At 68.1% G+C, this 25,783-nt stretch carries 20 protein-coding genes; 14 read left to right on the plus strand and 6 right to left on the minus strand.

The window, feature by feature from the left end; genetic code table 11:
- The first annotated feature begins 2 nt into the window (after positions 1–2).
- From ABZ354_RS17330 to ABZ354_RS17350, 5 genes are all read left to right on the plus strand, one after another.
- Positions 3–512, plus strand: a complete 510-nt coding sequence (locus ABZ354_RS17330; protein WP_358657519.1) for a hypothetical protein — start codon at positions 3–5, stop codon at positions 510–512.
- A gap of 1,546 nt (positions 513–2,058) precedes the next feature.
- Positions 2,059–3,450, plus strand: a complete 1,392-nt coding sequence (mycP, locus tag ABZ354_RS17335; protein ID WP_358657521.1) for a type VII secretion-associated serine protease mycosin — start codon at positions 2,059–2,061, stop codon at positions 3,448–3,450.
- Positions 3,451–3,524: 74 nt separating this feature from the next.
- Entirely contained in the window at positions 3,525–3,938 is a 414-nt protein-coding gene (locus ABZ354_RS17340) for a hypothetical protein (protein ID WP_358657523.1), read from the plus strand.
- A 19-nt stretch (positions 3,939–3,957) separates the two neighbouring features.
- Complete coding sequence (locus tag ABZ354_RS17345; RefSeq protein WP_358657525.1) at positions 3,958–6,225, plus strand: DUF6571 family protein; 2,268 nt, start codon at positions 3,958–3,960, stop codon at positions 6,223–6,225.
- Complete coding sequence (locus ABZ354_RS17350) at positions 6,222–6,854, plus strand: hypothetical protein (protein WP_358657527.1); 633 nt, start codon at positions 6,222–6,224, stop codon at positions 6,852–6,854. The genes ABZ354_RS17345 and ABZ354_RS17350 overlap by 4 nt, the downstream gene beginning before the upstream one ends.
- A 640-nt stretch (positions 6,855–7,494) precedes the next feature.
- Here ABZ354_RS17350 and ABZ354_RS17355 read toward each other — a convergent pair.
- Positions 7,495–7,803 (minus strand): WXG100 family type VII secretion target, encoded by a 309-nt coding sequence (locus ABZ354_RS17355; protein WP_358657529.1) that lies wholly within the window; start codon positions 7,801–7,803, stop codon positions 7,495–7,497.
- 34 nt (positions 7,804–7,837) lie between these two features.
- Positions 7,838–8,170: a WXG100 family type VII secretion target gene (locus ABZ354_RS17360; RefSeq protein WP_358657531.1), complete on the minus strand. Its 333-nt coding sequence runs from the start codon at positions 8,168–8,170 to the stop codon at positions 7,838–7,840.
- Between the two features lie 280 nt (positions 8,171–8,450).
- Between ABZ354_RS17360 and ABZ354_RS17365 the strand changes: the two genes are divergently transcribed.
- Positions 8,451–8,780: a DUF397 domain-containing protein gene (locus ABZ354_RS17365; RefSeq protein WP_358657532.1), complete on the plus strand. Its 330-nt coding sequence runs from the start codon at positions 8,451–8,453 to the stop codon at positions 8,778–8,780.
- Here the strand turns inward: ABZ354_RS17365 and ABZ354_RS17370 are convergent.
- The 3 genes from ABZ354_RS17370 to eccB form a co-directional block, all read right to left on the minus strand.
- A complete protein-coding gene (locus tag ABZ354_RS17370; protein WP_358657534.1) occupies positions 8,738–9,187 on the minus strand; it encodes a hypothetical protein in 450 nt (149 codons plus the stop codon). The genes ABZ354_RS17365 and ABZ354_RS17370 overlap by 43 nt on opposite strands.
- 258 nt (positions 9,188–9,445) lie before the next feature.
- Positions 9,446–10,705, minus strand: a complete 1,260-nt coding sequence (gene mycP, locus ABZ354_RS17375; protein WP_358657758.1) for a type VII secretion-associated serine protease mycosin — start codon at positions 10,703–10,705, stop codon at positions 9,446–9,448.
- A gap of 86 nt (positions 10,706–10,791) precedes the next feature.
- The gene (gene eccB, locus ABZ354_RS17380; protein WP_358657536.1) at positions 10,792–12,306 is read right to left on the minus strand and encodes a type VII secretion protein EccB; all 1,515 of its coding nucleotides are present in this window, start codon (positions 12,304–12,306) and stop codon (positions 10,792–10,794) included.
- A 186-nt stretch (positions 12,307–12,492) separates the two neighbouring features.
- Here eccB and eccE point away from each other — a divergent pair, with 186 nt between their 5' ends.
- From eccE to ABZ354_RS17420, 8 genes are all read left to right on the plus strand, one after another.
- A complete protein-coding gene (eccE, locus tag ABZ354_RS17385; protein ID WP_358657538.1) occupies positions 12,493–13,830 on the plus strand; it encodes a type VII secretion protein EccE in 1,338 nt (445 codons plus the stop codon).
- The gene (locus tag ABZ354_RS17390; protein ID WP_358657540.1) at positions 13,827–14,603 is read left to right on the plus strand and encodes a hypothetical protein; all 777 of its coding nucleotides are present in this window, start codon (positions 13,827–13,829) and stop codon (positions 14,601–14,603) included. The genes eccE and ABZ354_RS17390 overlap by 4 nt, the downstream gene beginning before the upstream one ends.
- A gap of 322 nt (positions 14,604–14,925) precedes the next feature.
- Positions 14,926–18,036: an SCO5717 family growth-regulating ATPase gene (locus tag ABZ354_RS17395; RefSeq protein WP_358657542.1), complete on the plus strand. Its 3,111-nt coding sequence runs from the start codon at positions 14,926–14,928 to the stop codon at positions 18,034–18,036.
- A gap of 436 nt (positions 18,037–18,472) precedes the next feature.
- The gene (locus ABZ354_RS17400) at positions 18,473–20,353 is read left to right on the plus strand and encodes an ABC transporter substrate-binding protein (protein WP_358657544.1); all 1,881 of its coding nucleotides are present in this window, start codon (positions 18,473–18,475) and stop codon (positions 20,351–20,353) included.
- A gap of 127 nt (positions 20,354–20,480) precedes the next feature.
- Positions 20,481–21,548: an ABC transporter permease gene (locus ABZ354_RS17405; RefSeq protein ID WP_358657546.1), complete on the plus strand. Its 1,068-nt coding sequence runs from the start codon at positions 20,481–20,483 to the stop codon at positions 21,546–21,548.
- The gene (locus ABZ354_RS17410) at positions 21,545–22,519 is read left to right on the plus strand and encodes an ABC transporter permease (protein ID WP_358657548.1); all 975 of its coding nucleotides are present in this window, start codon (positions 21,545–21,547) and stop codon (positions 22,517–22,519) included. Before ABZ354_RS17405 ends, ABZ354_RS17410 begins: the two co-directional genes overlap by 4 nt.
- A complete protein-coding gene (locus ABZ354_RS17415; RefSeq protein ID WP_358657550.1) occupies positions 22,516–23,577 on the plus strand; it encodes an ABC transporter ATP-binding protein in 1,062 nt (353 codons plus the stop codon). The genes ABZ354_RS17410 and ABZ354_RS17415 overlap by 4 nt, the downstream gene beginning before the upstream one ends.
- Entirely contained in the window at positions 23,574–24,593 is a 1,020-nt protein-coding gene (locus ABZ354_RS17420; protein WP_358657552.1) for an ABC transporter ATP-binding protein, read from the plus strand. The genes ABZ354_RS17415 and ABZ354_RS17420 overlap by 4 nt, the downstream gene beginning before the upstream one ends.
- A gap of 128 nt (positions 24,594–24,721) precedes the next feature.
- On the opposite strand, the gene ABZ354_RS17425 is transcribed toward ABZ354_RS17420, so the two are convergent.
- Positions 24,722–25,672 (minus strand): bifunctional riboflavin kinase/FAD synthetase, encoded by a 951-nt coding sequence (locus ABZ354_RS17425; protein ID WP_358657554.1) that lies wholly within the window; start codon positions 25,670–25,672, stop codon positions 24,722–24,724.
- Positions 25,673–25,783 lie beyond the last annotated feature (111 nt).

Genomic DNA, 25,783 nt, shown 5'->3' on the forward strand with positions numbered 1-25,783 from the left:
AGGTGAGTGCGAACGGGGGCAACGGCGGCGGAGGCGGTGCACCGGACACGGGCAAGTCCTTCGACGGCCTGTACGGCGTGAACCCGGCCATGGCTCTGGACATTCAGCACAAGGCCATGGCGGGTTTCAAGAAGCGCGTCGACGATCTGCTGATCGAACTGGAGAAGTCCGAGGCGGCGCCGGACAAGGTCGGCCAGGACCGCCTGACCCGTACCCAACTGGGCTCCGCCGACTTCAAGGAAGCACAGTTCCTCTACGAGTCGTACGCCATCGTCCATGACGAGTTGGAAAACCTCTCCAAGGCGCTGACCGCACAGATCGAGGGCATGGGGCTCGCCGTACACGCGTCCCGCGTGGGTCACGAGAACCTCGACGACGACATCCGGGCACGGATGAAGGCGGTGAACGCGGAGGTGGAGAAGTACTACGTGGCCAACCGGGATCCGTATCGCGAGCAACCTGCCAACGGCACGGACGCAGAGACCGGCTCGGACGACGCGAAGGGTTACTGATGGGCGAGCAGCCAAAGCGCAAGGAGCCGACGCTCGCGCGCACGGACTTTCAGTCCATGACCCACGAGCAACTGGTGGCCTTGCTGGACTCGGCCAGTTCGGAGGGCGCCGCTGGACTCGCGCGAAAGCTGACGAGGGCCGCTTCGACGATCACCAAGATCGGTGACGACCTCATGACATACGTCAAAGGTCTGGAGTGGCAGGGCGAGGGCGGCGACGCGTTCCGCGACTGGGGAGGCCATACGGCCAGCGCGACGCTGCGTCTCGGTCAGTACGCGGAAGTCACATCTCGCTGGATGGCCACAGTGGCGCAGGCTGTCGCAGAGGCAAAGTCGGCCATTCCGTCCGTCTCTGAGACGACGCGGGCCAAGGCAGACCTGACTAAAGCCCACAAAACAATGGAGACCCTGCAGGAGCCTGGGGCCCGCAACGACCCGGACGCCCGGAAATTGGCCCAGACAGCCCAGTCCGAAGCGGCACAGGCGGAACAGCGGATGGAGGCAGCCCGTGCGGAGGCCATCCAGCAACTGCAGAAGCTGGCGCAGACGTACGAGTACTCAGCTCAGCAGGTGAACAGCGTGCAGCCGCCGACGTTCTCGCCTCCGTCAGACCACTCCGGGGATCGGACCTGGTGGAGTGCAAGCCAGGAAGACGTATCTGTCGGCAGCGTCTCCCACGGTGGGGGCAATACGTACAGGGCGTTGTCACCAGCGTCCAACGCCGTTGCTGACGCTTCGCCGAACACGCCGGCACACTCTTTCCGGGAACAGTCAAGGCACAGCTCTTTGCCCGCTGCTATGGACATCGACGGGGTAGCCACACTTCCTGAGTCGACTGCGCCTGCCACCACCGTGAACCCCGGACCTCAGGCTGGCGGCATCCGCCCAGAGGTCCAGCCGTCCGTACAGCCGGGAGCCCTCCCACCCACCTTCAGCAACGGACGTCCGAGCAATCCAAGCCCCCTTTCACGAGTTCCCTCGACTGTTCCGCCGCTGCTCCCCGGGCAGGCAAAGCCCGGCAATGGCGCAGCACGGATGCCCCGCGAGACCGGGATTGTCGGAGGCCGACCGGTGACACCCGGCTCGAGTCGTCCGACAGGCAGCCTCCCTCGCGGCACGGTGATTGGCCAAGGCGGCGTACAAGGACGGGCCCCGATGAATCGCCCTCTCGTTCCTGGCATGCCGGGCGCCACAGGAAGCGCTTCGTCACCTGAGCTCGTCGGTGGGCGCCGCTTGTCATCAGAAGCCGGAGGGCCCATAGGAAACCGCCAAGTTCAGCCCGGGCGCCGCTCAGGCCGCCCGTTCACTCCCGGCGGTTCAGGTCTTGTACGCCAGGCAACCAACGGGCCTTCGTCATCTGCTTCGGGACAGGTACGAGCCGTGGGAGGTTCTCATCCGTCGGCTGCACCGGCCTCACGTCGAGAACAACGCAGCGGTGACCGTCCGGACCATCTGATCGAGGACGAAGCAACGCGGCAATCTGCCAATCGCCATGCTGTGCCACCAGTAGCCGACTGAACCAGACAATGTCATTTCCGGGAAGACATATGCGTACCAGCATCAGCAAAAAGCGATCGATGCGCCGCCTCGCGGCGGCATCGGGGGCACTTGGCCTACTGCTGGTAGGCGTTGCCACGGCCACCGCACACGCGGAATCTGTGCGCGCTCGCCAGTGGCACCTCGACGCCATGCAAGCCGAAGAAATGTGGCAGACGAGCAAAGGTCGCGGAATCACGATCGCGGTCATCGACTCGGGAGTCGATTCCTCGCTGCCCGATCTCAAAGGTCGAGTCCTAGACGGGAAGGACTACTCCGACCAGCGGGGAGACGAACACACAGACCTGGCCGGCCACGGCACCAACGTAGCGTCCCTCATCGCAGCGACCGGGGGCCGGGGGGCGGTGAACGGATCGTACGGTCTTGCGCCCGGGGCAAGAATTCTTCCCATCCGCATGCGCTATTCTGAAGAAGATTTCGGAAAATTCGATGCGGGGGCGCAGTTTTCTCGCAACATGGCCGAGGCGATTCGCTACGCCGCCGGCACTGAGGCGCAGATCATCAACATCTCCATGGGTGCCTATGATGCACCTGGAAGAAAGAACGTCAGTACCGCTGCTCTCACAGCGGCCGTGAAGTACGCGCTGGACAAGGGAAAGCTGATCTTCGCTGCTGCTGGCAACGATGGTGCTGCGGCCAACAGGTTGGGCTACCCGGCCGCCACGCCCGGCGTCGTAGGAATCGGGGCAACAGACAAGAACGCCAAGGCCCTTGCGCTGTCCCAGTCTGGCCCTCAAATTGATCTCGTCGCACCCGGTATCGACATGATTCATGCATGCCTGGGAAAGACGGGCGTATGCCGAACAAGTGGCACGAGTGACGCAACAGCCATCGCGTCCGCAGCTGCAGCTTTGGTCTGGTCAGCACATCTTGACTGGACCCGCAATCAAGTCCTCCGCGTCATCCTGAACACCGCTGGCAAGCCGACAGGCGGTGAAAAGCGCACCGACTTCGTGGGCTACGGAACGGTGCGTCCACGCGTGGCCCTCAAGAACCCGGGGGACCCGGGTCCAGCCGATGAGTACCCTCTCCCGGACCTGGCCGCAGCAGCATCGCAGTCGCCCTCTCCAGAAGCCTCGAGGCGCGAAGGCTCCGCAGGAGACACTCATCCGGGCAGCGACACGCCGACGCCCGCTGCCTCGAAGCCAGGGGAGGACCGCAGGAAAGGCCTGTGGACCGGCTTGGGTATCGCCGCGGCAGTTCTCCTCGCAGTTGCGGTAACCATTCTGATCGTGCGGAAGCGACGCAACGCAACGACTACTCCACCTCCTCCCACGTATCCGCCGCTGTCGGGAAACGGCACCGCCCATCCCCCACACCAGGAAAACCCGAACAGGCCCGATCCCTACAACATCCCGCCGGGCCCAGGTCCACGGAACTGACCGACACGAACCGACGCGCATGTGCTCGCCATGCATCGTCCATCCGTCAGCCCGTGACACCGAGAGGAAACAGCATGTCGTTCGATGAGATGTGGGGAAAGGCCCGCAGTGATGCGGCTGCACGACAGTACAGCAGTATGCAGTTGAATCAGCTGCCGGCGGATGGTGGATCGGCATCAGGAAAGAAGCTCGTTACCGACTCCGGCTTCCTCCGGCGTCGCGCTACGAATTCCGATTCGGTTCGCGATGACTTCATGAAGGCAGACAATTCCGCTACCAAGGAGACGGAGCAGGTCGGCGCCAGCTTGAAGGGTTTCAAGTCTGGCCCCAAGTTTTCTACTTTCATGACCCGGTGGCGCGGCCAGATGAAGTACGTGGAAAATCTACTGAAGAACGACATCGCCGGCACGTTGCGCACAAGTGCCGATGAGTATGCATTGCGCGAGCAGAAAGAAAAAGCGCGCCACAGCAACCAGAATCCCAAGTAACGGCTGTGCTGAGGACGAGATGTTGGACTACCAGACGCTACTTGCGGCTGACTTCAGTGAACTGTCGGAAGCAGCAACCAAGTGGGGCCGCCTCCCTCAAGACTTCCGGGACGTTCACAAGACGTACGAGAACACCGTGCAGAAGGATCTAGAGGGTTCCGACTGGAAGGGCGAAGCTGCGACGGCCGCTCTGGATAAGGTCCATTTGGTGGGCATACAGATCCTTGCGGCTGCGGGCGAGGCCAACGACGTCTACAAGCTTCTGGACGACGCCTGCGAAATCTTCACCAGTTCACAGCGGAAGTTGCAGGGCCTGAAGCGAGACATCGAGAGAGACAAGTATCTGTCAGTCAAGCCTGACGGGGAGGTGTATTTCGACCCACCGGCAGACACTCCGAACGAGCATATCGGCGCGCTTAACAAGGGTTACCAAGAAACTCTGCAGGCCTACCGAAGCAGCATCCGGTCTGCGGTAAGCACCGCGCAAGAAGCCGATGACGCGTTGGCGTGGGCCCTGAGTCAGGACCAGAACGGACGAGGAAAGGGTTTCAACCCCAACGGCTACACCAGCATTGCAGACGCCAAGAAGGGGCATGAGAGGGTAGACAAGGACCTCAAAGAACTTGGGAGACTCACCGGCGAAAAGGGCCGACTGGCTCAGGCCGGCTCCGGACCGGTGGACCCTGCCGCTCTTGGCCGCATCAACGAGCTCATCGCCCGTCACGAAGGTGACCCGTACTTCGCTGAAAAGTTCGCGACCAGCCTGGGTGCCAAAGGGACCCTCGAACTTTGGACCCAGATCGCTGACCGAGTTCAGACAGGCGACGAGCAGACCAAAGCATCTGCAGACATTCAGAAATCGCTGAGTCACACCCTTGCAACGGCGTCACACTCGGACAGCAAGGCGATGGAAAAATGGAAGCACGACGTCATCACCCTCGGCGATAAACAGGTCGAGTATATGAACGTTGGGAGTGGCGTTCTCGAAGACGGTCCGTATGGATTCCAAGTGATGAGCAGCCTGATGCGCCACGGAAGCTACGACACTGACTTCCTGAACAGCTACGGTGAGAAGCTCATCGGTTTCGAAAAGGCCCACAAGGACGAAAAGCCCACGGATCTTTGGCGTGCGGACGGGGACCCCAATCCGTACCTCAGCTTTGGGAAAAAGAATGATCACGGGTTCGATCCCATGGCAGGGTATATGGAAGCCCTTGGACACAACTCCGAGGCCGCCAAAGACCTGTTTTTCGGAAAGAGCTGGGATGCTGACAAGAAACTTGACCCGGAACTGAAGTACCTACTCGATGAACGAGAGTGGCCTGATGGCAATCCCCTTGTCGCAGACAAGAGGGGATTCGGCTACGACGAGCTAGGACACGCATTGGAGGCCGCGACTCTGGGTGTTCCGTACGACTCTTCCGACGGCGTCGTTCTACGCGATAAGCACACCGCCAACATCATGGAACAAGTAGCCACTACCATCGCCGAGGACAGTGAATTCGTAACCGACAAACCGGGAGTTGGGGACAGCATTGCCCGAATGGGGGCAGCGTACATGGACGACTTGAACTGGTCCACGATCGACGAGGGTGGCCGTGGTTCACTCGAAGGAAGAGACTCCCTTTACAACCACAACGGCCCAGGACACACCAATCTGGACCAGTCGACAGCTAGCCACTTCCTTTACAATGCCGGTCAGCATGAGGGCGGCTATAAGATTTTGTCCGCTGCGGAACAGGCTTTCACGCTGGGAGCCCTTGAGGCACACAAGGAATCACCTGAATCCGTAAGCAAGATCCTTAATAACAGTGGATACGTTCACGGCATTTTGGACGAGGCTCGCATTTCCCATCTCGACAAGCAGTACGGAGACGAGGAGGACAAGATCAATCAGAAGCTCGCCGAGTCGGCAGAGTGGAAGAAGTTCGGGGTCAGTCAAGGAATTGGGCTGGCTACGGGGCTTATTCTCACGCCTTTCGCAGGACCTGCTGCGGGCGGCGCCGCGGCCGTAGTCGTCCCAACGCTGGTCGAGGGAGTAGGCAGCACAATCGAAACGCAGTGGGGCATTGAGGTCGACAGGGAAACCAAGGAAAAGGAAGCAGACCTGTCTGATAAGAACCGTATGACTGCAACTCGGTTCAGCGACCTTGGACAATTGCGAGCGATCACACCAGCTCTACTCTATATGACGGAACATTCTGGTCGAGATTACACGGAAAGTGTGCTGAACGCATACGACCGGGGCGCGAATACATCAGATCGCACAGATGGAGGTCGCAGGTGATGATGCGATATCGAATTCTAGCGTCGATAGCGACTGTGATTGCCATGTCTTGCACTGGCTGTGGGGAGGATGAGCCACCTCGCGGAGCAGCAGCCATGAACGGCGCATGTGACGGCGTTCTGGACGGAGAGGTAGTCAAGCAGGCCAAGAGGAGCAACGACTTCAGTCGCATCTACAACAGCAGCGCGTCGGAGGAATCACATGCGGCGGCCTCAAAGACGATGCTCACCGAAGATCACGTCGTTTACGTCTGCCGTTTGGTTGTCGACGACGGATCGAAGTCCGGCAATGACGCACTATGGATTAGATTCACTCCAGGCCTGGATCCCCTTTTCCCCGGAGAACAAGATCGTAGCTACGGATTCTTCGACGCCTATAAGCTTGGCTCAGGAATGCAGGCAACCAACAAATCAAGAAGCACCGACATATTCTTTCCGTGCGTTCGAAACGAGCAGAGTGCTCCCCTTTCAGTTACAGGGACTCTCTTCAATGATCTGAATATTTCAACTGAGGTCAGATTCAGAACACTGTTCAATTCGGCAGCCAAGATGGCTCATTTCCTCAAGTGTACAAACACGATAAAGTTCCCGCCACCGGAAGCCATGAAGCCCCTGCCCAAAAACTATTGATTCGTCCTCAGTCGTCCAGCTAAGCAAGTGGGTCCCCCTCATACCCTCATCAGATTCAGGAACCGTGGTGAATCTGGCGGTACCTGAAGGCTGACCAAGCGGGTGAGAATCTTGGCAGGCGCATGGATTTTCGATGCGTTCTCGACCATCCATGAAATATCTACTGCCGCAGAAATTTTGGACTTCTTCGTATCTTCGAGGAGCTCCCGGCATGTCTCGAGAAATTTGCATGGGCCCGGGACCTGTTCATCAACACTCCGCGAGTTCCGCTCATCGACGGTGAACGCTGCCCAGCCAGTGTCGGCACGAAGCCTGAACCCTGTAGACACACCAGCCAGGTCATCGTCGGTTGTCAGGCCATTACAAGAGCGCGACCGTCTGCTTCTTGTGCCGCAATCGAGGAGAACACCGACACACGCTCTACAGCGTTGGCCGACGTCGCCGTCAAGAGGTCCACGATGCGTAACCGGTGCCGGTCGGCGTCCACACAGTCGGCCGTCGGCGTCGGCACAGAGTCAGATACCCGGTCGCTCCGGGCGTTCGCAGTACATACAGGCGCGCAGAACTCGTCGAAGAACGGAGAACGCCGGAGAGAGAAACCGAATTTCTCTCTCCGGCGGGCCCTACGGCTGAAGGCTCATCACATGAGCATGCGGAAGCGTGCCGCGTTGCCCTTGTCCGTGTCCTGGTAACCCACGACGGATTCGTCCAGAAGCTTGGCGATGCGGTGGAGCTTCTGGCACATCATGTCCATCTGCTCACCGCTGGTGCGCTGGATCTCGCCGTAGGCGACCTTCGCCTCACCGTCCCACTCCTGGGCGACGGCGCGGACTCGGCGCATCAGGGATTCAAGGCCTTCGGCGAGGTCTCCGGCCGTCTTGCGTACGTCGATGGCGGCCTGGGTGACTGTGTCGTAGTTGACGGCTGTGCGGTCGGCGCTGCTGCTCATTCTCAGGTCCTCCTGGGTGGCGGGTCTTGTCGCGTCAGGCGAGATCGGTGATGCGGCTCTTGACGTCGTACGAGTGATCCACCTTGCGGATTTCCGAGATGCGCGCCTGCTCCTCGCCGTCGAAACCGTCCACGCTCATGCGCATGACCTTTTCGAGCTCGACGAGATTGTCCTGAAGCTTGCGCAGGTGCTGGTTCACACCCTGCTGGACGGCGTCGAATTCCTTGCCGGCTGCGCCCTGCCAACCTCCCTGGACCATGTCCACCACGCGGTTGAGCGACCCCACTCGGTCACTGACGTTGTGGTGGAACTTCCCGATGTCGTTCGCAAGCTGGATGAGTTGAGCGTTGCTGTAATCGACACTCACGTCTTCCTGCCCTCCTCTTGAGGCGACGATGGCCGTCGCCGCGATGGGTCACCGCGGACAGCTGTCCGCAGCCGTCCTGGCGGGCAAGGAACGCTGCGGCTGCCGCGCGACGCGCGGTTTCGCAGCGTCGTGCCGCCCCCGCGCCGTACCACTTGCGTGGTACCGCCGACCACTTTAGTCACGTGATCTGAAGCTTCCAACTGCAAAGCGTCACAGGGAAGGTACTTCGACAGTTAGGCTGGCTCGAATTGTTCCGCTGTAGTGAAAGGACCGCTCCGCCATGGTTGACGCACCTGACCAGGCCAAGGAATCGGATCAGGAGATCAAGGCCCGCAAGGAGCGTGAGCGGGACGAGCTCTACGCCCTCGACATCTCCGGTGTCGAGTGGCACTGCGCGCCGGGGACCGAGGAGCACGAGGAGCGGGTCGAGATCGCGTACCTGCCGGAGGGTGCCGTGGCCATGCGCTCGTCCCTCGACCCCGACACTGTGCTGCGGTACACGGAGGCCGAGTGGCGGGCCTTTGTGCTGGGTGCGCGGGACGGGGAATTCGACCTGGAGCCGACGGTTCACAACGGCGGCGCGAAGGCCGACACCGACGCGGACGGCTGAGTCCGGAGATCAGGGATAGCGCCCCGTGTCTCGGTTCGCCACCCCGCCCGCTCGTTATTCCTATGCTTCCTCAGACCGATGCTGTGGTAAGGGAGAGCCACGGTGACCGGATCCTCGGGGTACCCGTCGTCCCTCCTCGCCTCGTGCCGCGGGAAAATGAGGTTGCCGTGGGCGACGAAGACGTTCGTGTGCTCGGGGTCCTTGAGTTCGTAGTCGTCGGGGAGCGTGCAGTTGCAGTACGGGGTTTCCTTGTCCGTGCGAGGATTCCAGCTCACCGACGCGGTCAGGTTCGGTGTTCCGTCCTCGCGGAAGACCAGGTTGTCACCGCTCATCTGGGGCGGAAAGACCTGATGCCAGGGCCGGCCGTCGAACTTCTCGGTCGTCCTGCCGGTCAACGTCGAACCCACGATCCAGTTCTTCGGCTGGCCGGGAGGCGGGCGCCCTCTCCGCCGTTTCCCGCACCTCGTCCGCGGTCTGCCGCGCGGCGGTCGGCTTCTTCTCACCTCCCTCTCCACCGGTTGGCCACAGGAGCCAGCCCCCCAAGGACACCACCAGGGCCGTGACGGCGGCCAGAAGGCCTGTCGGCACGTTCCTGCGGCGCTTCTTCCTCGCGTGCTCCGCCGACAGCGCGGACTGCGTGCAGATCGACGGAGGCGGGCCAAGACTCATGCTCGGAAATGCTTTCCCTTGCGGCGACGGAGGTCGCGCATGACGATGGCGGTGCCCGCGGTGGCCGTGACCAGGACCGTGACGATGCCCAGGGCGTAGGTGGCGTAGCGCTCGTCGCGTTCCGCGGGAGTCTCCGCGAGCGAGAAGGGGGGTACGTCGGGCGCCTTGGCCCGCTCGGGTCCCGGGTCGGGCGTCGGCGACGAGGGAGGGTCGGCGACGTCGGAGTCCTGTACGGCGCGGACGGGGTCGATGACTCCCCAGCCTACGTAGTCGTCGCGGCCGTTGACGGAGCGCTCGGCGGTCTGCTCGATCCGGGTGACGATCTGGGCGGTTGTCCAGTGGGGGTGTTTCTCCTTGAGGAGCGCGGCGACGCCCGCGACGAACGGGGCGGAGAAGCTGGTGCCGCTGTCCGTGCACTGGCCGCCGCCGGGGACCGTGGAGACGATGTCGACGCCCGGCGCGGCCACTCCGATGTGCGTGCCGGCCTGCGAGAACGCGGCGCGTTCGTTGTTCCGGTCGGAGGAGGCCACGGCCAGGACGCCGTCGAAGGCGGCCGGATAGGTCTTCTTGTTCTTGCCGTCCAGGCCGTCGTTGCCGGCGGAGGCCACGACGACGACGTTCTGTGTGACGGCCTCGTGCACCGCCTTGGCCAGGGCGGAGGTCGGCGAGAGGGGCTTGGTGGTGTCCTGGGAGATGTTGATGACATCGGCGCGCTGATCGACGGCGTGCTTGATGGCCACCGCCATGGAGTCCGAGTCACCGCTGCTGTCCGCGTCGTTCTGGCGGATCGGGATGATGACGGAGTGGGGGGCGAGGCCCACGAAGCCTGTCTCCTCGACGTGGCGGGCCGCGATGATGCCGGCGACCTTCGTGCCGTGTCCCACCTCGTCGTTCGTGGGATCCCCGCCTTTGCCCTTGCTGAGCAGGTCCCGGCCGGCGGCCTTGTCCACGGCGCCGGACAGCTGCGGGTTCTTGTCGTCGACGCCGGTGTCGATGACGGCGACTCGTATGCCCTTGCCCTTCTTGGTGCCCTGCCACAGCTCATCCAACAGGACACGCTGAAGTGCCCAGGGGCGGGCCTTGAAGTGCTGTTTGCTGGGGAAAGCGCACTGGCCGCTGCCGTTCGGCCGGGTGGGTGCCTGGGCCTGCGGCGGTGGTGCCGGGGCGTGGGTGGCCCGGACCGGTGCGGACGGACAGGCGCTCAGCGCCGTCAGTGCGACGGCCGCGGTGAGCAGGGAGGTCTTCGTCGGCGACAGATGCACGTCGTTCCTGTCTGTGTCCAGAGATCCTTCGGTCCCCTGAACGAGGGGTTCGGGCCGGGTGAGTCCAGCGTTTGCGGGGGTCACGAACCCTGCGGCTGGCGGGCGCTGTTGGTGTCGAGGCGCGGCCCCTTGGCCAGGAACCCGGACCAGGCCAGGGGCACCTTGGCCGGACGGACGTTCGCATAGCCCAGCTTGACCTGGGCCTCGCTGGGTTCCGGGGTGCCGTCCGACGTCTCTCCCTGCCCGTCGGCGCCGATGTCGGACGTGTGGGCGTCACTGTCGCCGTTCGCCTGGACGGCGTACCTCAGTCCGGTGTCGGTCACGAGGAAGAGTGCGCCCGATGCCGTGGCGGAGCCCTGGATCTGGGTGTAGAGGAGGCCGGACCCGGGGGTGGTGTAGGTGCTGGTTCCGTCGGCCGTGATCTCGGCGGGGTAGTCGGCGCCTGCCCAGGTGCTGAGCTTCGTCCGGCCCTTGCCGTCCACCTCGCGCAGGACACTGCACACCGTGTCGCGTCCGGCCTTGACCTGGCTGATGCGCCTCTGCGGCCATTTCTCGGACTGCCCGGCGAAGGGCTCGGGGTCGGCGGTGAAGTCCTGCAGGCCCACGGTGCGCGCCTTACCGTTCATGTTCAGCGTGGCTGTTTGCGGTGAGCTGATCAGGAGCCAGGCGGTGAAGTCGCTGATCGGCTGCACCTTGCTCGGGAGGACGACGAAGTGCTGCGTCCCCTCGCCCGTCTCGGCCTTCAGGACCATGCCGACCCTGTTCTCGTCCGCCGAGAGGGCGCTGCCGGGCACTTCGGCGGGAGCGCCGATGCCCGACGGCAGGTCGGGGAAGCGGATCGGGTCACCGGGGTGGAGTGTGGCGAGCCATTCCTTCGTGACGAGTTGCGGCGTGCGAGCGCCGACGAGCGCCTTCGTCAGCGTGTCGGACTCATTGCCGTTGACGGCGTACGAGGTGCCCTCGGCGTCGACCAGGTAGCGCTTGCCCGTGCGTGTCTTCACGTACAGGGCTTCGTCGTCCGTCAGCCGACGGCTTCCCTCCGTCTTCGCGACCTCCCCGGAGGCCAGGACGAACGTCGCTTCCTGGACGGTGTCGCCCTTGCCGCCGGGCTGTTCGCAGACGGCCCAGCGCTTGGCCCTGCCCGCCTCCTCGGCCGAGGGAAGCCGGTCGGGGGCATAGGGGATGCCGAGGATCGGCCCGCGGGGCAGCTTCCCGGAGTCCAGGATGTCGTCGCCGACCTGGGTGACGTCGTAGTCGGCGTCCTTCATGAGCAGCCGGGCGGAGGCAAGGTTCAGCACGGGGTGCAGCCGCGTGGCACCGTCCGTCCTCAGTACGACGTAGCGGGTCGTCGAGTCCTTGCCGACGATCACCCGGGTGCCGGGTCTGTCCCAGCCCTCGGGTGCCGTCGGCTGGAACATGCCCCAGGCCCCGAAGACCGCCAGGGTCAGGGCTCCGGCGACCATGCTGGGGACGACCGCCCGCAGGGGCTTGGGCGCGCCTTCCTCTGTTCCCGAGGGGGAGGGTTGCAGGAACGCTGCCAACAGGCGCCGCTTCGCGAACGTGTAGGCATTGAGCTCGTCCCGCCGTGATGCCATGAGTGACTGTCTCTCCCCGTGTCGGTCCGGGAGCCTCGCGTCCCCCGCCCAGTGCTGTCAGACCGGCCCCCTACTATGCCTGGTGATCGCACGGACACGTGGAGCGGGTAGGGTGATGAGGCTTTCAAAAGCCTTGTGCGGGACCGGTATTCCGGCTGATCGCGAGCGATTCGGGGGAATTCAGTGATGGCTTCCGGGGCACGTGCGCAGGCACGCGGCCGACTGCGGGCGCAGGGCTCCTCGGCGCCCGGAGCGGGTCCGGAGCGACCGGCGACGTCACCCGGAAGCAGGAACTCGGCCTCCGGCGCCCGGCAGTGGCGAACACGCCCCGGGCAGGCCAGGTCGTTCCGGCTGCAACGTGTCGTCCTTCTGGAGCTCGCCGCCGCCGTCCTGCTCGTCGGCTGGGTGATCGACCCGGTGGCCCTGCTCCCGGCGGGTGTCCTCGCCATCGCGCTGGTGCTGCTGGCCTTTGCGCGTCGCCGGGGCCGGTCGGTCCCGGAATGGCTCTTCACCGCACGGCGGTTGCGCAGCAGGCAGCGGCGCGCCGCGGCCATGGAGATTCCGCCGGGCACGGAGCCCGGCCTGGTACCGGCACTCGAATGCGAGCCCGCGCTGCGCACGTACTCCTACGGCGTGCGCGACGGGCGCCCCGTCGGAATCGTCGGCGACGGCACGTTCGTCACGGCCGTCGTCCAGGTCGAGGCCGACGCGACGGCGCTGCGAGCCGAGCGGAACCGGCAGCCGCTGCCGCTCGGCATCGTGCGGGACGCCCTCGATGTGGACGGCATCCGTCTGGAGTCGGCCCAGATCGTGCTGCACACCCAGCCGGCTCCCGCACTGCATCTGCCCCGGCAGTCGGTGGCGGTCGCCAACTACGCGCCGCTGCAGGAGCAGACGGGCGCGCCCGCGGTGCGGATCACCTGGGTCGCCCTGAAGCTGGACCCCGAGCTGTGCCCGGAGGCGGTGGCCGCGCGCGGGGGCGGACTCGTGGGAGCGCAAAGGTGTGTCGCGCGCACCGCCAACCACCTCGCGAGCAGGCTGACGGGCGCCGGTTTCCGTACGACCGTGCTGAGCGAGGAGGAACTGGTCTCCGCGCTCGCCACCTCTGCGTGTGCCAACCCTCTGGTGACCGCGGAGGCCGGTCGCACCGAGCAGCGTCAGCGTCGTACGCAGGAGTCGGCGCGCGGTTGGCGCTGTGACAACCGTCGGCACACCACCTACTGGATTCGCAGGTGGCCCCCGTTCGGCGACGGCCGGGGCACCTCGCTGCCGCAGTTCGTGGCGAACGTGACGTCGGTGCCCGCGCTGGCCACCACCTTCAGTCTCAGCATGTCCCGCGGGGAGGGGCAGGAGGTTGCGCTGTGCGGGCATCTGCGGGTGACCGGTCGCAGCGACGATGAGCTGACCGCCGCCCGGCGGGCCCTGGAAGGTGCGGCCCGGCAGTCCGGTGGCGCGCTTGTCCGGCTCGACCGTGAACAGTTGCCCGGTGTGCTCGCCACCTTGCCCCTCGGAGGTACTCGGTGACGTCCCCGATCGTCCAGGGCTCCGGCCAGGCGCCCGGTGCCCCTGCCGCGGCCAGTGACACCCGGCGCGGCCGGTTCCTGAGCGGCTTGGGGCTGCTCGGCCCCCGGCACGGCCGGCATGGTCTTCCCGCGGACGAGGTCGACATGCTGGCCGTGCCCATCGGGGACGACGGTGTGGTCGTCGGCGTGGACGCCGAGGGGCAGCCCGCCGTGCTCGGCGTCAACCGGCCCACGCCGTACGACATGGTCCTCATCGGCGGTCTGTGGACCGCCCAGGTGATCGCCCTGCGAACCGCCGCGACCGGCGCCCGGGTCGCTGTCGAGACCGGACGCCCGCAGGCCTGGGTGCAGATGGTGCACGCCATGGGCGGCGGCCAGAACGGGCTGGCGGTGTACGACGTGGGGCACGTGCCGCCGCAGGGCGCCTCGGCGGGCACACCCGTCCTTGTGGTGCGTGACTGCGGTATGCGGCCGCCGCGCGGGCGGGTCGTGGCCGGCCCCTGGCAGTCCGTGCTGACGCTGCTCCCCTATCTGAGTCCGGCTGCTCCCCGGCTGGTGCGGCAGGCACGGCTCACGGGCATCCAGCGGGTGTCACCGGACGAGGCAGCGGAACTCGGGCGGATCACGGGTCTCTCCCGCACGGTGGTGGAATCACTGCCGACGCTGGCCGACGGGATGACGTTGTGGTGCGCGGGTCGTGACCGGCAGTACGTCCTGACGCATCCCACGGACGCCGAGATCGGCCTCCTCGGTCACCCCCGGCGGATGGATTGACGCGTCCGGTGGAGTGAGCGTCGGGTATGTGCGCCCCCGCATCGCGAAGGTGCACCCCTTTCGCCCGAGTTGTGGGGTTAGGTGGTGGAGAGTGGGGGCGGGCGGGTCTGACGGGGGCGGGGCCCGGATGATTAGGCTGGGAGTGGGCGCGTCGCCGACTCCGTGGACCCGGCGTCGGTGTCCCAGGGGGAACCAGTACACCGGACGAGTTCGGACCACCTCGGGCGCATGCGTACGGCTTCGCGCGACTCGGCCGACACGGACGACGAGCAAGGGGCGCCCCCGCACGGCATGAGGGCGCTCGACCACACCAGGAGGAACTGTGAGCAGCGATCGGGACGGGAACCGCGGGGGCTGGGAAACACCCGGCGACGACCAGCCCGACGTGGAGACGGCCGTGGAGGCGACCGGCGAGTTCACCATCGACTACGCCCCGCCGGCCTGGTACACGCAGAACGCCTCCGGTGGATCCGCGGCGCCCGCCACGCCTGCGGCGCCGCCTCCCGCGACGCCCCCGTCTCCCGGGCCGGTCACGCCACCCGCGCCGGACGAGCCGGTGAATGCGGCGCCCGTCGCTCCGGTCCCTCCCGTCGCTCCGGCCAGTCCTTACTCCACGCCTCCGCCCCCCTCTCCGCAGTTCCCTTCGTCCACGGACACCCCGAGCGTGCCGCCGGTGCCTCCCGCGGCGCAGGCGCCCTTCGCTCCTCCCGCGGCGCAGGCGCCCTTCGCTCCTCCTGCGTACACCGCCCCCTACGCGGTTCCGCCGCCGCCCGTCGGCGGGCCGGTCGCGGTGCCCGGACTTCCGGCCGACAGCGGGTTCGAGCCGCAGGCACCTACCGGTCCCGGCGTCCCGGAGGCCTCGGCACCGGCCCCCGACGCCGACGATCCTCACGGCGGTGACCTGGAGAGCGGGGCGACCATCCGGTTCTCCGCCGGCGCCCTGAAGCGGGAGATCGACGAGCGCGCCGCCGAGGTCGAGGCACGGTTGCGGGCCGCAGACCGCCGGGGCGAGGGGGAGGACGGCGGCGAGGGCGAGGTGCCCACCGCCTCCGGCGACAGCGCCCCCTCCGGCGACGGCGCTGCCGCCGACGGCGTCGACGGTGCTGACGGTGCTGACGGTGCTGACGGTGCTGACGGTGCTGACGGTGCTGACGGCGAGGGCGACGCCGGATTCGGCCGGCCGGACGACGACGCCCCGCTCGGTGCCGTTTTCGGGCTCGACGCGTCCTCGTCGCAGGGCGAGGACCCCGAGAGCGCCGACGACGCCGACGACCACGCGCCCTCCGGCACTCCGCACGCCGCCACGGACGACGACGCCGAGGGCACACCCACGTCCGCACCCCCTTCCGCGCCCGCCGGCGCGGAGCCGCAGGACGCCGTCCCCTCGGTGCCCGTTCCGCCCGCGTCCGGCGGCGTGCCCCCGCTGCCGCCGTCGTACGAGCCCGCCGCGCCCGGGCCCGCCCACCAGTGGCCGACGCAGCAGCCCCCGCAGGCAGGGGGGTACGGTTTCCCGCAGCCGCCCGCCCAGCAGGGTCAGGCGCACCCCCTGCCCGCCGCTCCCGCGCAGCCCGCGTTCCAGCCGCAGGCACCGCAGCCCGCGCCCGCCGCGTGGCAGAGTCCGCCCGCAGCGCCGCAGGCCGGGTACGGCTTCCCCCAGCCCGGCACCCCCGGCGGCCCCGCCGCACAGCAGCCCTCGGCCCAGCCGCCCGCCGCGGCCCCGGACGCACAGGGCGGCTACGGCTTCCCGCAGGCCCCGCAGCCCGGCGGCCCCGTCCCGCAGGCCGGGTACGGCTTCCCGCAGCCCCCGGCCCAGGACCCGCACCCCGGCGCTTCCGGCGGCCCCAACCCCCCGGCCGGGTACGGCTTCCCCCAGCCCGGCACGCCCGGCGGCCCTGTCCCGCCGGCCGGCTACGGCTTCCCCCACCCTCAAGCCCCGCAGGCTCCCCAGCCCGGCACCCCGGGTGCCCCCGACCCGCAGAGCGGTTACGGCTTCCCCCACCCCCAAGCCCCGCAGGCTCCACAGCCCGGCGCCCATGGCTTCCCGCAGCCGGGTGCGCAGCAGCCGGGCCGGCCGCCCGCCGCTCAGCCCGGAGTGCCTCCGCAGGGCCCCGGCGGGCCCGGCCCCCAGCCCGGTCACCCGGCCCAGCCCTCGCAGCCGCCCGTCGACCCGCGCACCGGAACCGCCTGGCCGCAGGCCGTGCAGCATGATCAGCGGCAGCAGACCAATCCCGGTGCCGCGCCCCTCGGTTACACCGCTGCCGTGGAGCTGTCCTCCGACCGGCTGCTCAACAACAAGCGGCAGAAGGCGAAGAGCAGCCGTCCGGTGGCCGGTGGCGGTCGGTTCAAGATCGGCGGCAAGAAGGAGGAGGCGGAGCGGCTGCGGAAGCTGGAGCTGATCCGCACGCCCGTGCTGTCCTGCTACCGCATCGCCGTCATCAGCCTCAAGGGCGGCGTCGGCAAGACGACCACGACCACCGCCCTCGGCTCCACCCTGGCCAGTGAGCGGCAGGACAAGATCCTCGCGATCGACGCCAACCCGGACGCCGGTACGCTCGGCCGCCGCGTGCGCCGCGAGACCGGGGCCACCATCCGTGACCTCGTCCAGGCGATCCCGTACCTCAACTCGTACATGGACATCCGGCGGTTCACCTCGCAGGCGGCCTCCGGTCTGGAGATCATCGCCAACGACGTCGACCCGGCCGTCTCCACGACCTTCAACGACGAGGACTACCGGCGCGCGATCGACGTGCTCGGCAAGCAGTACCCGGTCATCCTCACCGACTCCGGTACGGGTCTCCTCTACAGCGCCATGCGCGGCGTGCTCGACCTCGCCGACCAGCTCATCATCATCTCCACGCCGTCCGTGGACGGTGCCTCCAGCGCCAGTACGACGCTGGACTGGCTGTCCGCGCACGGGTACGCCGATCTCGTCTCGCGCTCCCTCACCGTCATCTCCGGGGTCCGCGAGACCGGCAAGATGATCAAGGTCGAGGACATCGTCAGCCACTTCGAGACGCGGTGCCGGGGGGTGGTGGTCGTTCCCTTCGACGAGCACCTGGCCGCGGGCGCCGAGGTCGATCTCGACATGATGCGGCCGAAGGTGCGGGAGGCGTACTTCAACCTCGCGGCGTTGGTCGCCGAGGACTTCGTCCGCCATCAGCAGGCCCACGGTCTGTGGACCTCCGACGGCAACCCGCCGCCGGTCGCCGCCCCGCCCATGCCCGGTGGCCAGTACCCGGGTCAGCCCGCCCCGGGTCAGCCGTACGGCGGTCAGCAGCCCTACCCCGGGCAGCCGGGGCCCGGACAGCCGGGGCCGTACCCGCAGCAGGGCCGGCCGCCCCACCCGGGCGGGCCCTACGCGCCGCCCGGACAGCCGGGGCCCTATCCCCAGCCCGGTCAGTCCTATCCCGGGCAGAACCCGCCACCCCAGTAGCTCACCCAGCCCCACCGGCTGCGCTCACCCGCTCAGCGGAGCGCCGCCCGCCGACCAGGCCCGCGCCGACGCCCTTGGCGCGGGCCTGTGCGCCTTCCCGACCCCTCCCACCCCTGTGCGGACCCGCCCGCGACAGCGCCCCTGCCCACATACTGAACAGGTCCGCACCCGCTCTGCACTCAGCTCGCACACATCCCGATCGCGCACCGATCACATATCACCCAAATCCGTCGTCAGCCCCTGGCCAGGGCTCCTTCAGTGGTCTCGACCAATGGGTGGCGGATGCTCGTCAAACCGTTATTTCCGCAGGCCACATGGGGTTCACCTGCCGTTGACGCGTGCAGATACTCGCTGATAGACAACCTCATCTACCTGATCAGACCGGCCGCTCAACCTGTCCTTCCCGTGCGAGCCATGACGCGAGGTCACCGACGCTATGGACAAGAACGATCAGTACGGCAGAGGGCGTCCACGCCCGCAGTCTCGCCACCTCCCGCGCCGCTTCCGGCTCGTGGCGGCGGCCGGTGCGGCCGGGCTCGCCCTGACCGCCGGGCTCGCGACACCGCTCAACCCGGCGCCGCAGCGGGCCAGCGCCGCCGATGACGGCAAGAGCGTGCTCACGGTCGCCGTGGCGCAGAGCGTCGACTCGCTCAGCCCGTTCCTGGCGGTGCGCCTGCTCAGTACGAGCATCTTCCGGCTGACGTACGAGTACCTGACGAACTACGACCCCAAGGACAACCACGTCATCCCGGGTCTGGCCACCAAGTGGGAGCCGTCGGCGGACAAGCTGACCTGGACGTACACGATCCGCAAGGACTCCAAGTGGTCCGACGGTGAGCAGGCCACCGCCGAGGACGCGGCCTGGACGTTCAACACGATGATGACCGACGACGGCGCCGCGACCGCGAACGGCAACTTCGTCGGGAACTTCAAGAAGGTCACCGCGCCCAGCCCCACCAAGCTCGTCATCGAGCTGAAGAAGCCGCAGGCCACCATGACGGCGCTGGACGTGCCGATCGTGCCCAAGCACGTGTGGGAGAAGGTCGACGACTTCTCGAAGTTCAACAACGACAAGTCGTTCCCGGTCGTCGGCAACGGGCCGTTCGTGCTGACCGCCTACAAGCCCGACAGCTACGTACGGCTCAAGGCCAACAAGACCTTCTGGCGCGGCGCGCCGAAGTTCGACGAGCTGGTCTTCCGCTACTACAAGGACCAGGACGCCGCGGTGTCCGCGCTGCGCAAGGGCGAGGTGTCCTTCGTCTCCGGTTCGCCGTCGCTGACGCCCGCCCAGGCCGCCTCGCTGGGCAGCGAGAAGAACATCAAGGTCAACGACGCCCCCGGGCGCCGCTTCTACGCGCTGGCCACCAACCCGGGCGCGAAGGCCAAGAACGGCGAGAAGTTCGGCGACGGGCACCCCTCGCTGCTGGACCAGAGGGTCAGGAACGCGCTGTTCATGGCGGTCGACCGCAAGGCCATCATCGACAAGGTGTTCCAGGGGCACGCCGTCGAGGGCGCCGGGTACATCCCGCCGCGTTTCTCGCAGTACTTCTGGGAGCCGTCGGCCGGCCAGGAGCTGGCGTACGACCCCGCGAAGGCGGCGAAGCTGCTGGACGAGGCCGGGTACAGGAAGAACGGTGACGGCAAGCGCGTCGGCAAGGACGGCAAGCCGCTGAACTACCGCGTCCTGTGTCACGCCACCGACCCGAACGACAAGGCGATCGGCAAGTACCTCCAGGAGTGGTGGGGCGACCTCGGTGTCGGCGTCACGCTCAACTGCCTGGACAACGTGACGGACCCGTGGCTGGCCGGCAAGTACGACCTTGCCTTCGACGGCTGGTCGGTCAACCCCGACCCGGACTTCGTCATGTCCATCCACACCTGCGGGGCGCTCCCGGCCACCCCCAAGGACACCGGCGCCACGGACAACTTCATCTGCGACAAGAAGTACGACGAGCTGTACGCGAAGCAGGTCGCCGAATACGACCCGGCCAAGCGGGCGGACCTCGTCAAGCAGATGGAGTCGCGGCTGTACGACCTCGGATACATGAACGTCATGGCGTACCCGAACGCGGTCGAGGCCTACCGCACGGACCAGATCAAGTCGATCACCACCATGCCGTCCAAGGCGGGCAACCTCTACGGCCAGGACGGCTACTGGAGCTGGTGGTCGGCCGTTCCGGCGGACTCCGGCGACTCGGCGGACGACTCGTCCTCGACCGGGGTCGTGATCGGGATCGTGGCGGGCGTCGTCGTCCTCGCCGGCCTGGGCGCGTTCGTGGCGATGCGCCGCCGGTCCACCTCCGAGGACCGCGAGTAGGCGGCCCGCAGACCGCGAGCTGACCGTGAGCAGACCCGCGGAGGGATCGCGAGCAGAGACGGCGGGCGCCCCCGCGGCGCCCGCCGGGCACTTCCGTACCGACCAGGCGATTGGCGATTGAGTACACATGACCGCTGACGCGACACCCGCGCTGGTCGAGGAGACCGCCGGCCCGGCCTCGGCCGGGCCGGCGGCCCGCGGACCACGGGCGCGCACCACCACCGCGTATCTGCGGTACGTGGCGGGCAAGGTGGCCGGTGCGGCCGTTTCCCTGCTCGCCGTCCTCGTCACCAGCTTCTTCCTGTTCCGGCTGATCCCGGGCGACCCGATCAAGGCCATGACCGGCGGCCGTCAGGTCTCGCAGGCGCAGCTGAACGCGTACCGCGAGGAATTCGGTCTCGACCTGCCGATGTGGCAGCAGTTCACCGACTACTGCGGCAAGGCGCTCACCGGCGATCTGGGCACGTCGTACCAGTTCCGGGCGCCGGTCATCGACAAGATCACCGAGGCGCTGCCGAACACGCTGCTGCTGACCGGCACCGCCTTCGTCCTGTACACGGTGCTCGGCATCTTCCTGGGCACGCGGTCGGCGTGGCGGAACGGCAAGGCGGGCGACCGGATCAACACCGGTCTCGCGCTGACGCTGTACTCCATCCCGTCGTTCTGGCTGGGGCTGCTGCTGATCATCGTGCTGTCGGTGGGCATCGGCCCGATCCCGGGGATGTTCCCGACCGGCGGCATGGAGTCGGGCGGCGAGGACGGCTTCGCGTACGTCCTCGACGTCGCGCACCATCTGGTCCTGCCCGTGCTGACGCTGGTGGCCGTCGAGTACGGCCAGACGCTGCTGGTGACGCGGTCGGCGCTGCTGGACGAGATGGGCAGCGACTATCTGACGACCGCGCGGGCCAAGGGCCTGCGCGACGACCTGGTGCGGCGCCGGCACGCCGTGCCCAACGCGCTGCTGCCGACCGTGACCCTGATCTTCATCAACCTGGGGCGGACCGTGGCGGGCGTCATCCTGGTGGAGACGGTGTTCTCCTGGCCGGGGCTCGGCGGCCTGTTCTACCAGGCCCTGAGCGTGCCCGACCTGCCGCTGGTGCAGGGCCTGTTCTTCGTGTTCGCCGCCGCGGTGATCGTGATGAACACGCTCGCCGACCTGATCTATCCGCTGCTCGACCCCCGGGTGGGCCGATGACGACCGAGACCACAGCCGACGGCGAGAGCCCCGACCGGAAGACCCCCGACCAGGAGATTCCCGGCCGGAAGGCCACGCCCGCGAGTCCGCGCGCCCTCGCCCGGCAGCGTCGCCGCGCCTCCGTGGCCCGCTTCTGGCGGCAGTACCGCGCGCACCGGGCCGGGCTGGCCGGCCTGGTGGCGCTCGCGCTGTTCGCGCTGCTGGCGCTGGCCGCTCCGCTCGTCGTCGGCTCCGACGTGAGCAATGTGACCCAGGCGCCGGGCAATCCGCTGGAGAGTCCCAGCGGTGAGTTCCCGCTCGGCACCGACCAGTTCGGCCGCGACCTGCTGGGCCTGGTGGTGTGGGGCTCGCGGGTGTCCCTGCTGGTGGGGCTGCTGGCCGCCGTGCTGTCGGTGGCGATCGGCACGCTGATCGGGGTGACGGCCGGCCACTTCGGCGGCTGGTACTCGACCGTGATCATGCGGATCACCGACTGGTTCCTCGTCATGCCGACGCTGGTCCTGGCGATCGCGCTGGCCACCGTGATGTCCCGTTCGCTGACCACCATCATCGTCGCGATCGGCGTGACCACCTGGCCGACGACGGCCCGGCTGGTGCGCGCGCAGACGCTGGCGGTGGAGACCCGGCCCTACATCGAGCGGGCGAAGGCGCTGGGCGGCGGCCACTGGCACATCATGTCCCGGCACGTCCTTCCGAACGTGATGCCGCTGGTACTGGCCCAGACGACCCTGATCATCTCCTCGGCCATCCTCGCCGAGGCCACGCTGGCCTTCCTCGGCCTCGGCGACCCGACGGTCGTCTCCTGGGGCGGGCTGCTCCAGGACGCGCGGGAGGCGGGCGCGGTCAGTGCCGGCGACTGGTGGTACCTGGTGCCCCCGGGCATCGCCATCGCCGTCGTGGCGCTGGCGTTCACGCTGTGCGGCCGGGCCGTGGAAGCGGTCCTCAATCCGAGGCTGGGGGTGTCCCGTTGAGTCTGCTCGACGTCAGGGACCTGACGGTGACGTACGCCGGCGGGGCCGCGGCCGTGCGCGGGGTGAACCTGCGCCTGGACGCGGGCCAGAAGCTGGGTCTGGCCGGCGAGTCCGGCTGCGGCAAGTCCACACTGGCGCTGGCCCTGCTGCGGCTGCTGCCGCCCGGGGCGCGCACCACCGGGGAGATCCTGCTCGACGGCGAGGACGTCCTGGCCATGAAGTGGGGCCGGGTGCGCGCGGTCCGCTGGGCCGGCGCGTCCATCGTCTTCCAGGGCGCGATGCACTCGCTGAACGCCGTGCACCGCATCGGCGACCAGATCGCCGAGCCGATCCTGCTGCACCGCAAGGCCACCCCGGCCGGCGCGAAGAAGAAGACCGGTGAGCTGCTGGAGCAGGTCGGCCTGCCCGCGGCCCGCGCCAACGCCTACCCGCACGAACTGTCCGGCGGGCAGCGCCAGCGCGTCATGATCGCGATGGCGCTGGCCTGCGACCCGCGGCTGGTGATCGCCGACGAGCCGACCACCGCGCTCGACGTGATGATCCAGGCGCAGATCCTCCGGCTGATCGAACAGCTCGTCGCCGAACAGGACGTCGGCCTCGTCATGATCAGTCACGACCTGGCGGTCCTCGCGGACACCTGCGACCGGCTCGCCGTGATGTACGCGGGCCGCGTCGTCGAGGAGGGCCCTGCCCGGCAGGTCTACGACGACGCCCGGCACCCGTACGCGAAGGCGCTGTCGGCCGCGTTCCCCCGGATCGGCGACCCGTCCTCGCGGTTCGCGCCGCAGGGCCTGGCCGGCGATCCGCCCGACCCGTCGGCGCTGCCGTCCGGCTGCACGTTCCACCCGCGCTGCCCGGTGGCTCTCGACTCGTGCGCGACGCAGGACCAGGCGTTGCGGGCGGCGGGGGCGGACCGGCTGGCGGCCTGCGTGCACGTGACGCCGGACGGGCACGGGCCCACGGCGCCGGCACCGGGGTCCCTCGCGGAAGCACCGGCGCCGGGAACCCCTGAGGAATCACCGGGGTCCTTCGAGGAAGCGAGGCGCAGCACGCCATGACCACGTCCCCCGCCATTCCCGAGACGCCCGAGGTCACCGCCGCTCCCCTGTTGAGCGCGCGGGACCTGCGGGTCACGTTCCCCGGGCGGCACGGCGCGGCCCGCGCCCGCGCGGTCGACGGCGTCGACCTGGACATCCGGCCCGGTGAGATCGTCGCCCTGGTCGGCGAGTCCGGCTGCGGAAAGACGACCCTCGCGCGCAGCCTGCTGGGCCTGGTCCGGCCGACGTCGGGCGAGGTCACCTTCGACGGCGGCCCGCTGAACTACGCGGGCCGGGCCCTGAAGGCGTACCGCAAGCGCGTGCAGCTGGTGCTGCAGGACCCGAGCGGCTCGCTCAACCCGCGGCACACGGTGTACGACGCGGTCGCCGAGGGGCTGCGCATCCACGGGTACGGCGGTGACGAGCAGGAGGCGGTCGCGCAGGCCCTGTCGCGGGCCGGGCTGCGGCCGCCGGAGCGGTTCTTCCTGCGCTATCCGCACGAGTTGTCCGGCGGGCAGCGGCAGCGCGTCGTCATCGCGGGCGCGCTCGTCCTGGAACCCGAACTCCTCGTCGCCGACGAGCCGGTGGCGTCCCTGGACGCCTCGGTGCGCGGCGAGATCCTGGCGCTGCTGCTGCGGCTGCGCACCGAGCTGGGCCTGTCCGCGCTGGTCGTCACGCACGACCTGGGGCTGGCGTGGAACATCGCCGACCGGGTGGCCGTGATGTACCTGGGCCGGATCGTGGAGACGGGTCCCGTGGAGCAGGTCCTCACGGCGCCCCGGCACCCGTACACGCAGGCCCTGTTGTCGGTGCTGCCGGAGGCGCCGGGCGATCCGGTGGTCCTCACCGGTGAGCCCCCGGACCCGTCCCGTATCCCGGGGGGCTGCCGCTTCCACGTGCGCTGCCAGGTCCTGGCCGGCGGAGAGGCGGAACGCGCGGGGGTCGCGGACGCCTGCCGGGGCGTCGACCCGGAGGCACTCGCGGGGAGCGGCCCGGCCCAGGCGGCCTGCCACTGGGCCCGGGCGACGCAGGCCTGAGACCGGCCGGGTGGTCCGCCGGGCAGTCGTCCCGGCGGGTCTCCGGTCCGGGGGGCCGGCCGGGCGTCGGGCCGGCCGCGGGCCGGCCGATCAGCCGGGCACCCGGCCGTCCCCCGGACCTGCGGCGTTTACGCCTCCGCCGTCCCCACCAGTTCCCGGCACCGCTTGACGTCCTCGGCCATCTGCTCCAGCAGCGCCTCGAGGGTGTCGAACTTCGCCTGACCGCGCACGTACGCCAGGAAGTCCACGGCGACGTGCAGCCCGTACAGGTCGAGGCCGACGCGGTCGATGGCGTACGCCTCCACCGTGCGCTCGGTGCCGTCGAACTGCGGGTTCGTGCCGACGGAGATCGCGGCGGGCATGGCCTCGCCCTGGGCGTGCAGCCAGCCCGCGTAGACGCCGTCGGCGGGGATCGCGGTGTGCGGGAGGGTCTCGACGTTGGCGGTGGGGAAGCCGAGCTCGCGGCCCCGCTGCGCGCCCCGGACGACGACGCCCTCCACGCGGTGCGGCCGGCCCAGGATCTCCCGGGCGCCCTCGACGTCGCCCTCGGCGACCAGACGCCGGGTCAGGGTGGAGGAGAACGGCGCCCCGCCGCCCGCCGCGCCGGACTCGTACAGCTCGACGATGTCGACCTCGAAGTCGTAGACCTTGCCCTGCTCGGCCAGGAAGTCGACGTTGCCCGCGGCCCTGTGCCCGAAGCGGAAGTTGGGGCCTTCTACGACGGCTTTGGCGTGCAGCTTGTCGACCAGGACCTTCACGACGAAGTCGGCCGGGGACAGCTTGGAGAACTCCGTGGTGAACGGCAGGACGAGCACCGCGTCCACGCCCAGTTCGCCCATCAGCCCGGCCCGGCGGTGGTGCGGGGCGAGCAGCGGCGGGTGGCTGCCGGGCCGGACGACCTCGCTGGGGTGCGGGTCGAAGGTGACGACGACGGCGGGCACGCCCAGCTCGCGGGCGCGGTCCACGGCGTGCCGGATGATCAGCTGGTGTCCGCGGTGGACTCCGTCGTAGGAGCCGATGGTGACGACGCTGCGCCCCCAGTCCTGGGGGATGTCCTCCAAGCCACGCCAGCGCTGCACTGTGAATGCTCCTTGTCGCAAACTCGTCGAACCCGTGTCCGTGGTGCCTCGTACGCAGGTCTAAGGGTGCCATGCCGGGGCGGTCCGGCCCGCACCGGCATGGGGCTGTGA

The sequence above is a fragment of the Streptomyces sp. NPDC005925 genome (assembly GCF_040638805.1).
In the GTDB taxonomy this organism is placed as follows: Bacteria; Actinomycetota; Actinomycetes; order Streptomycetales; family Streptomycetaceae; genus Streptomyces.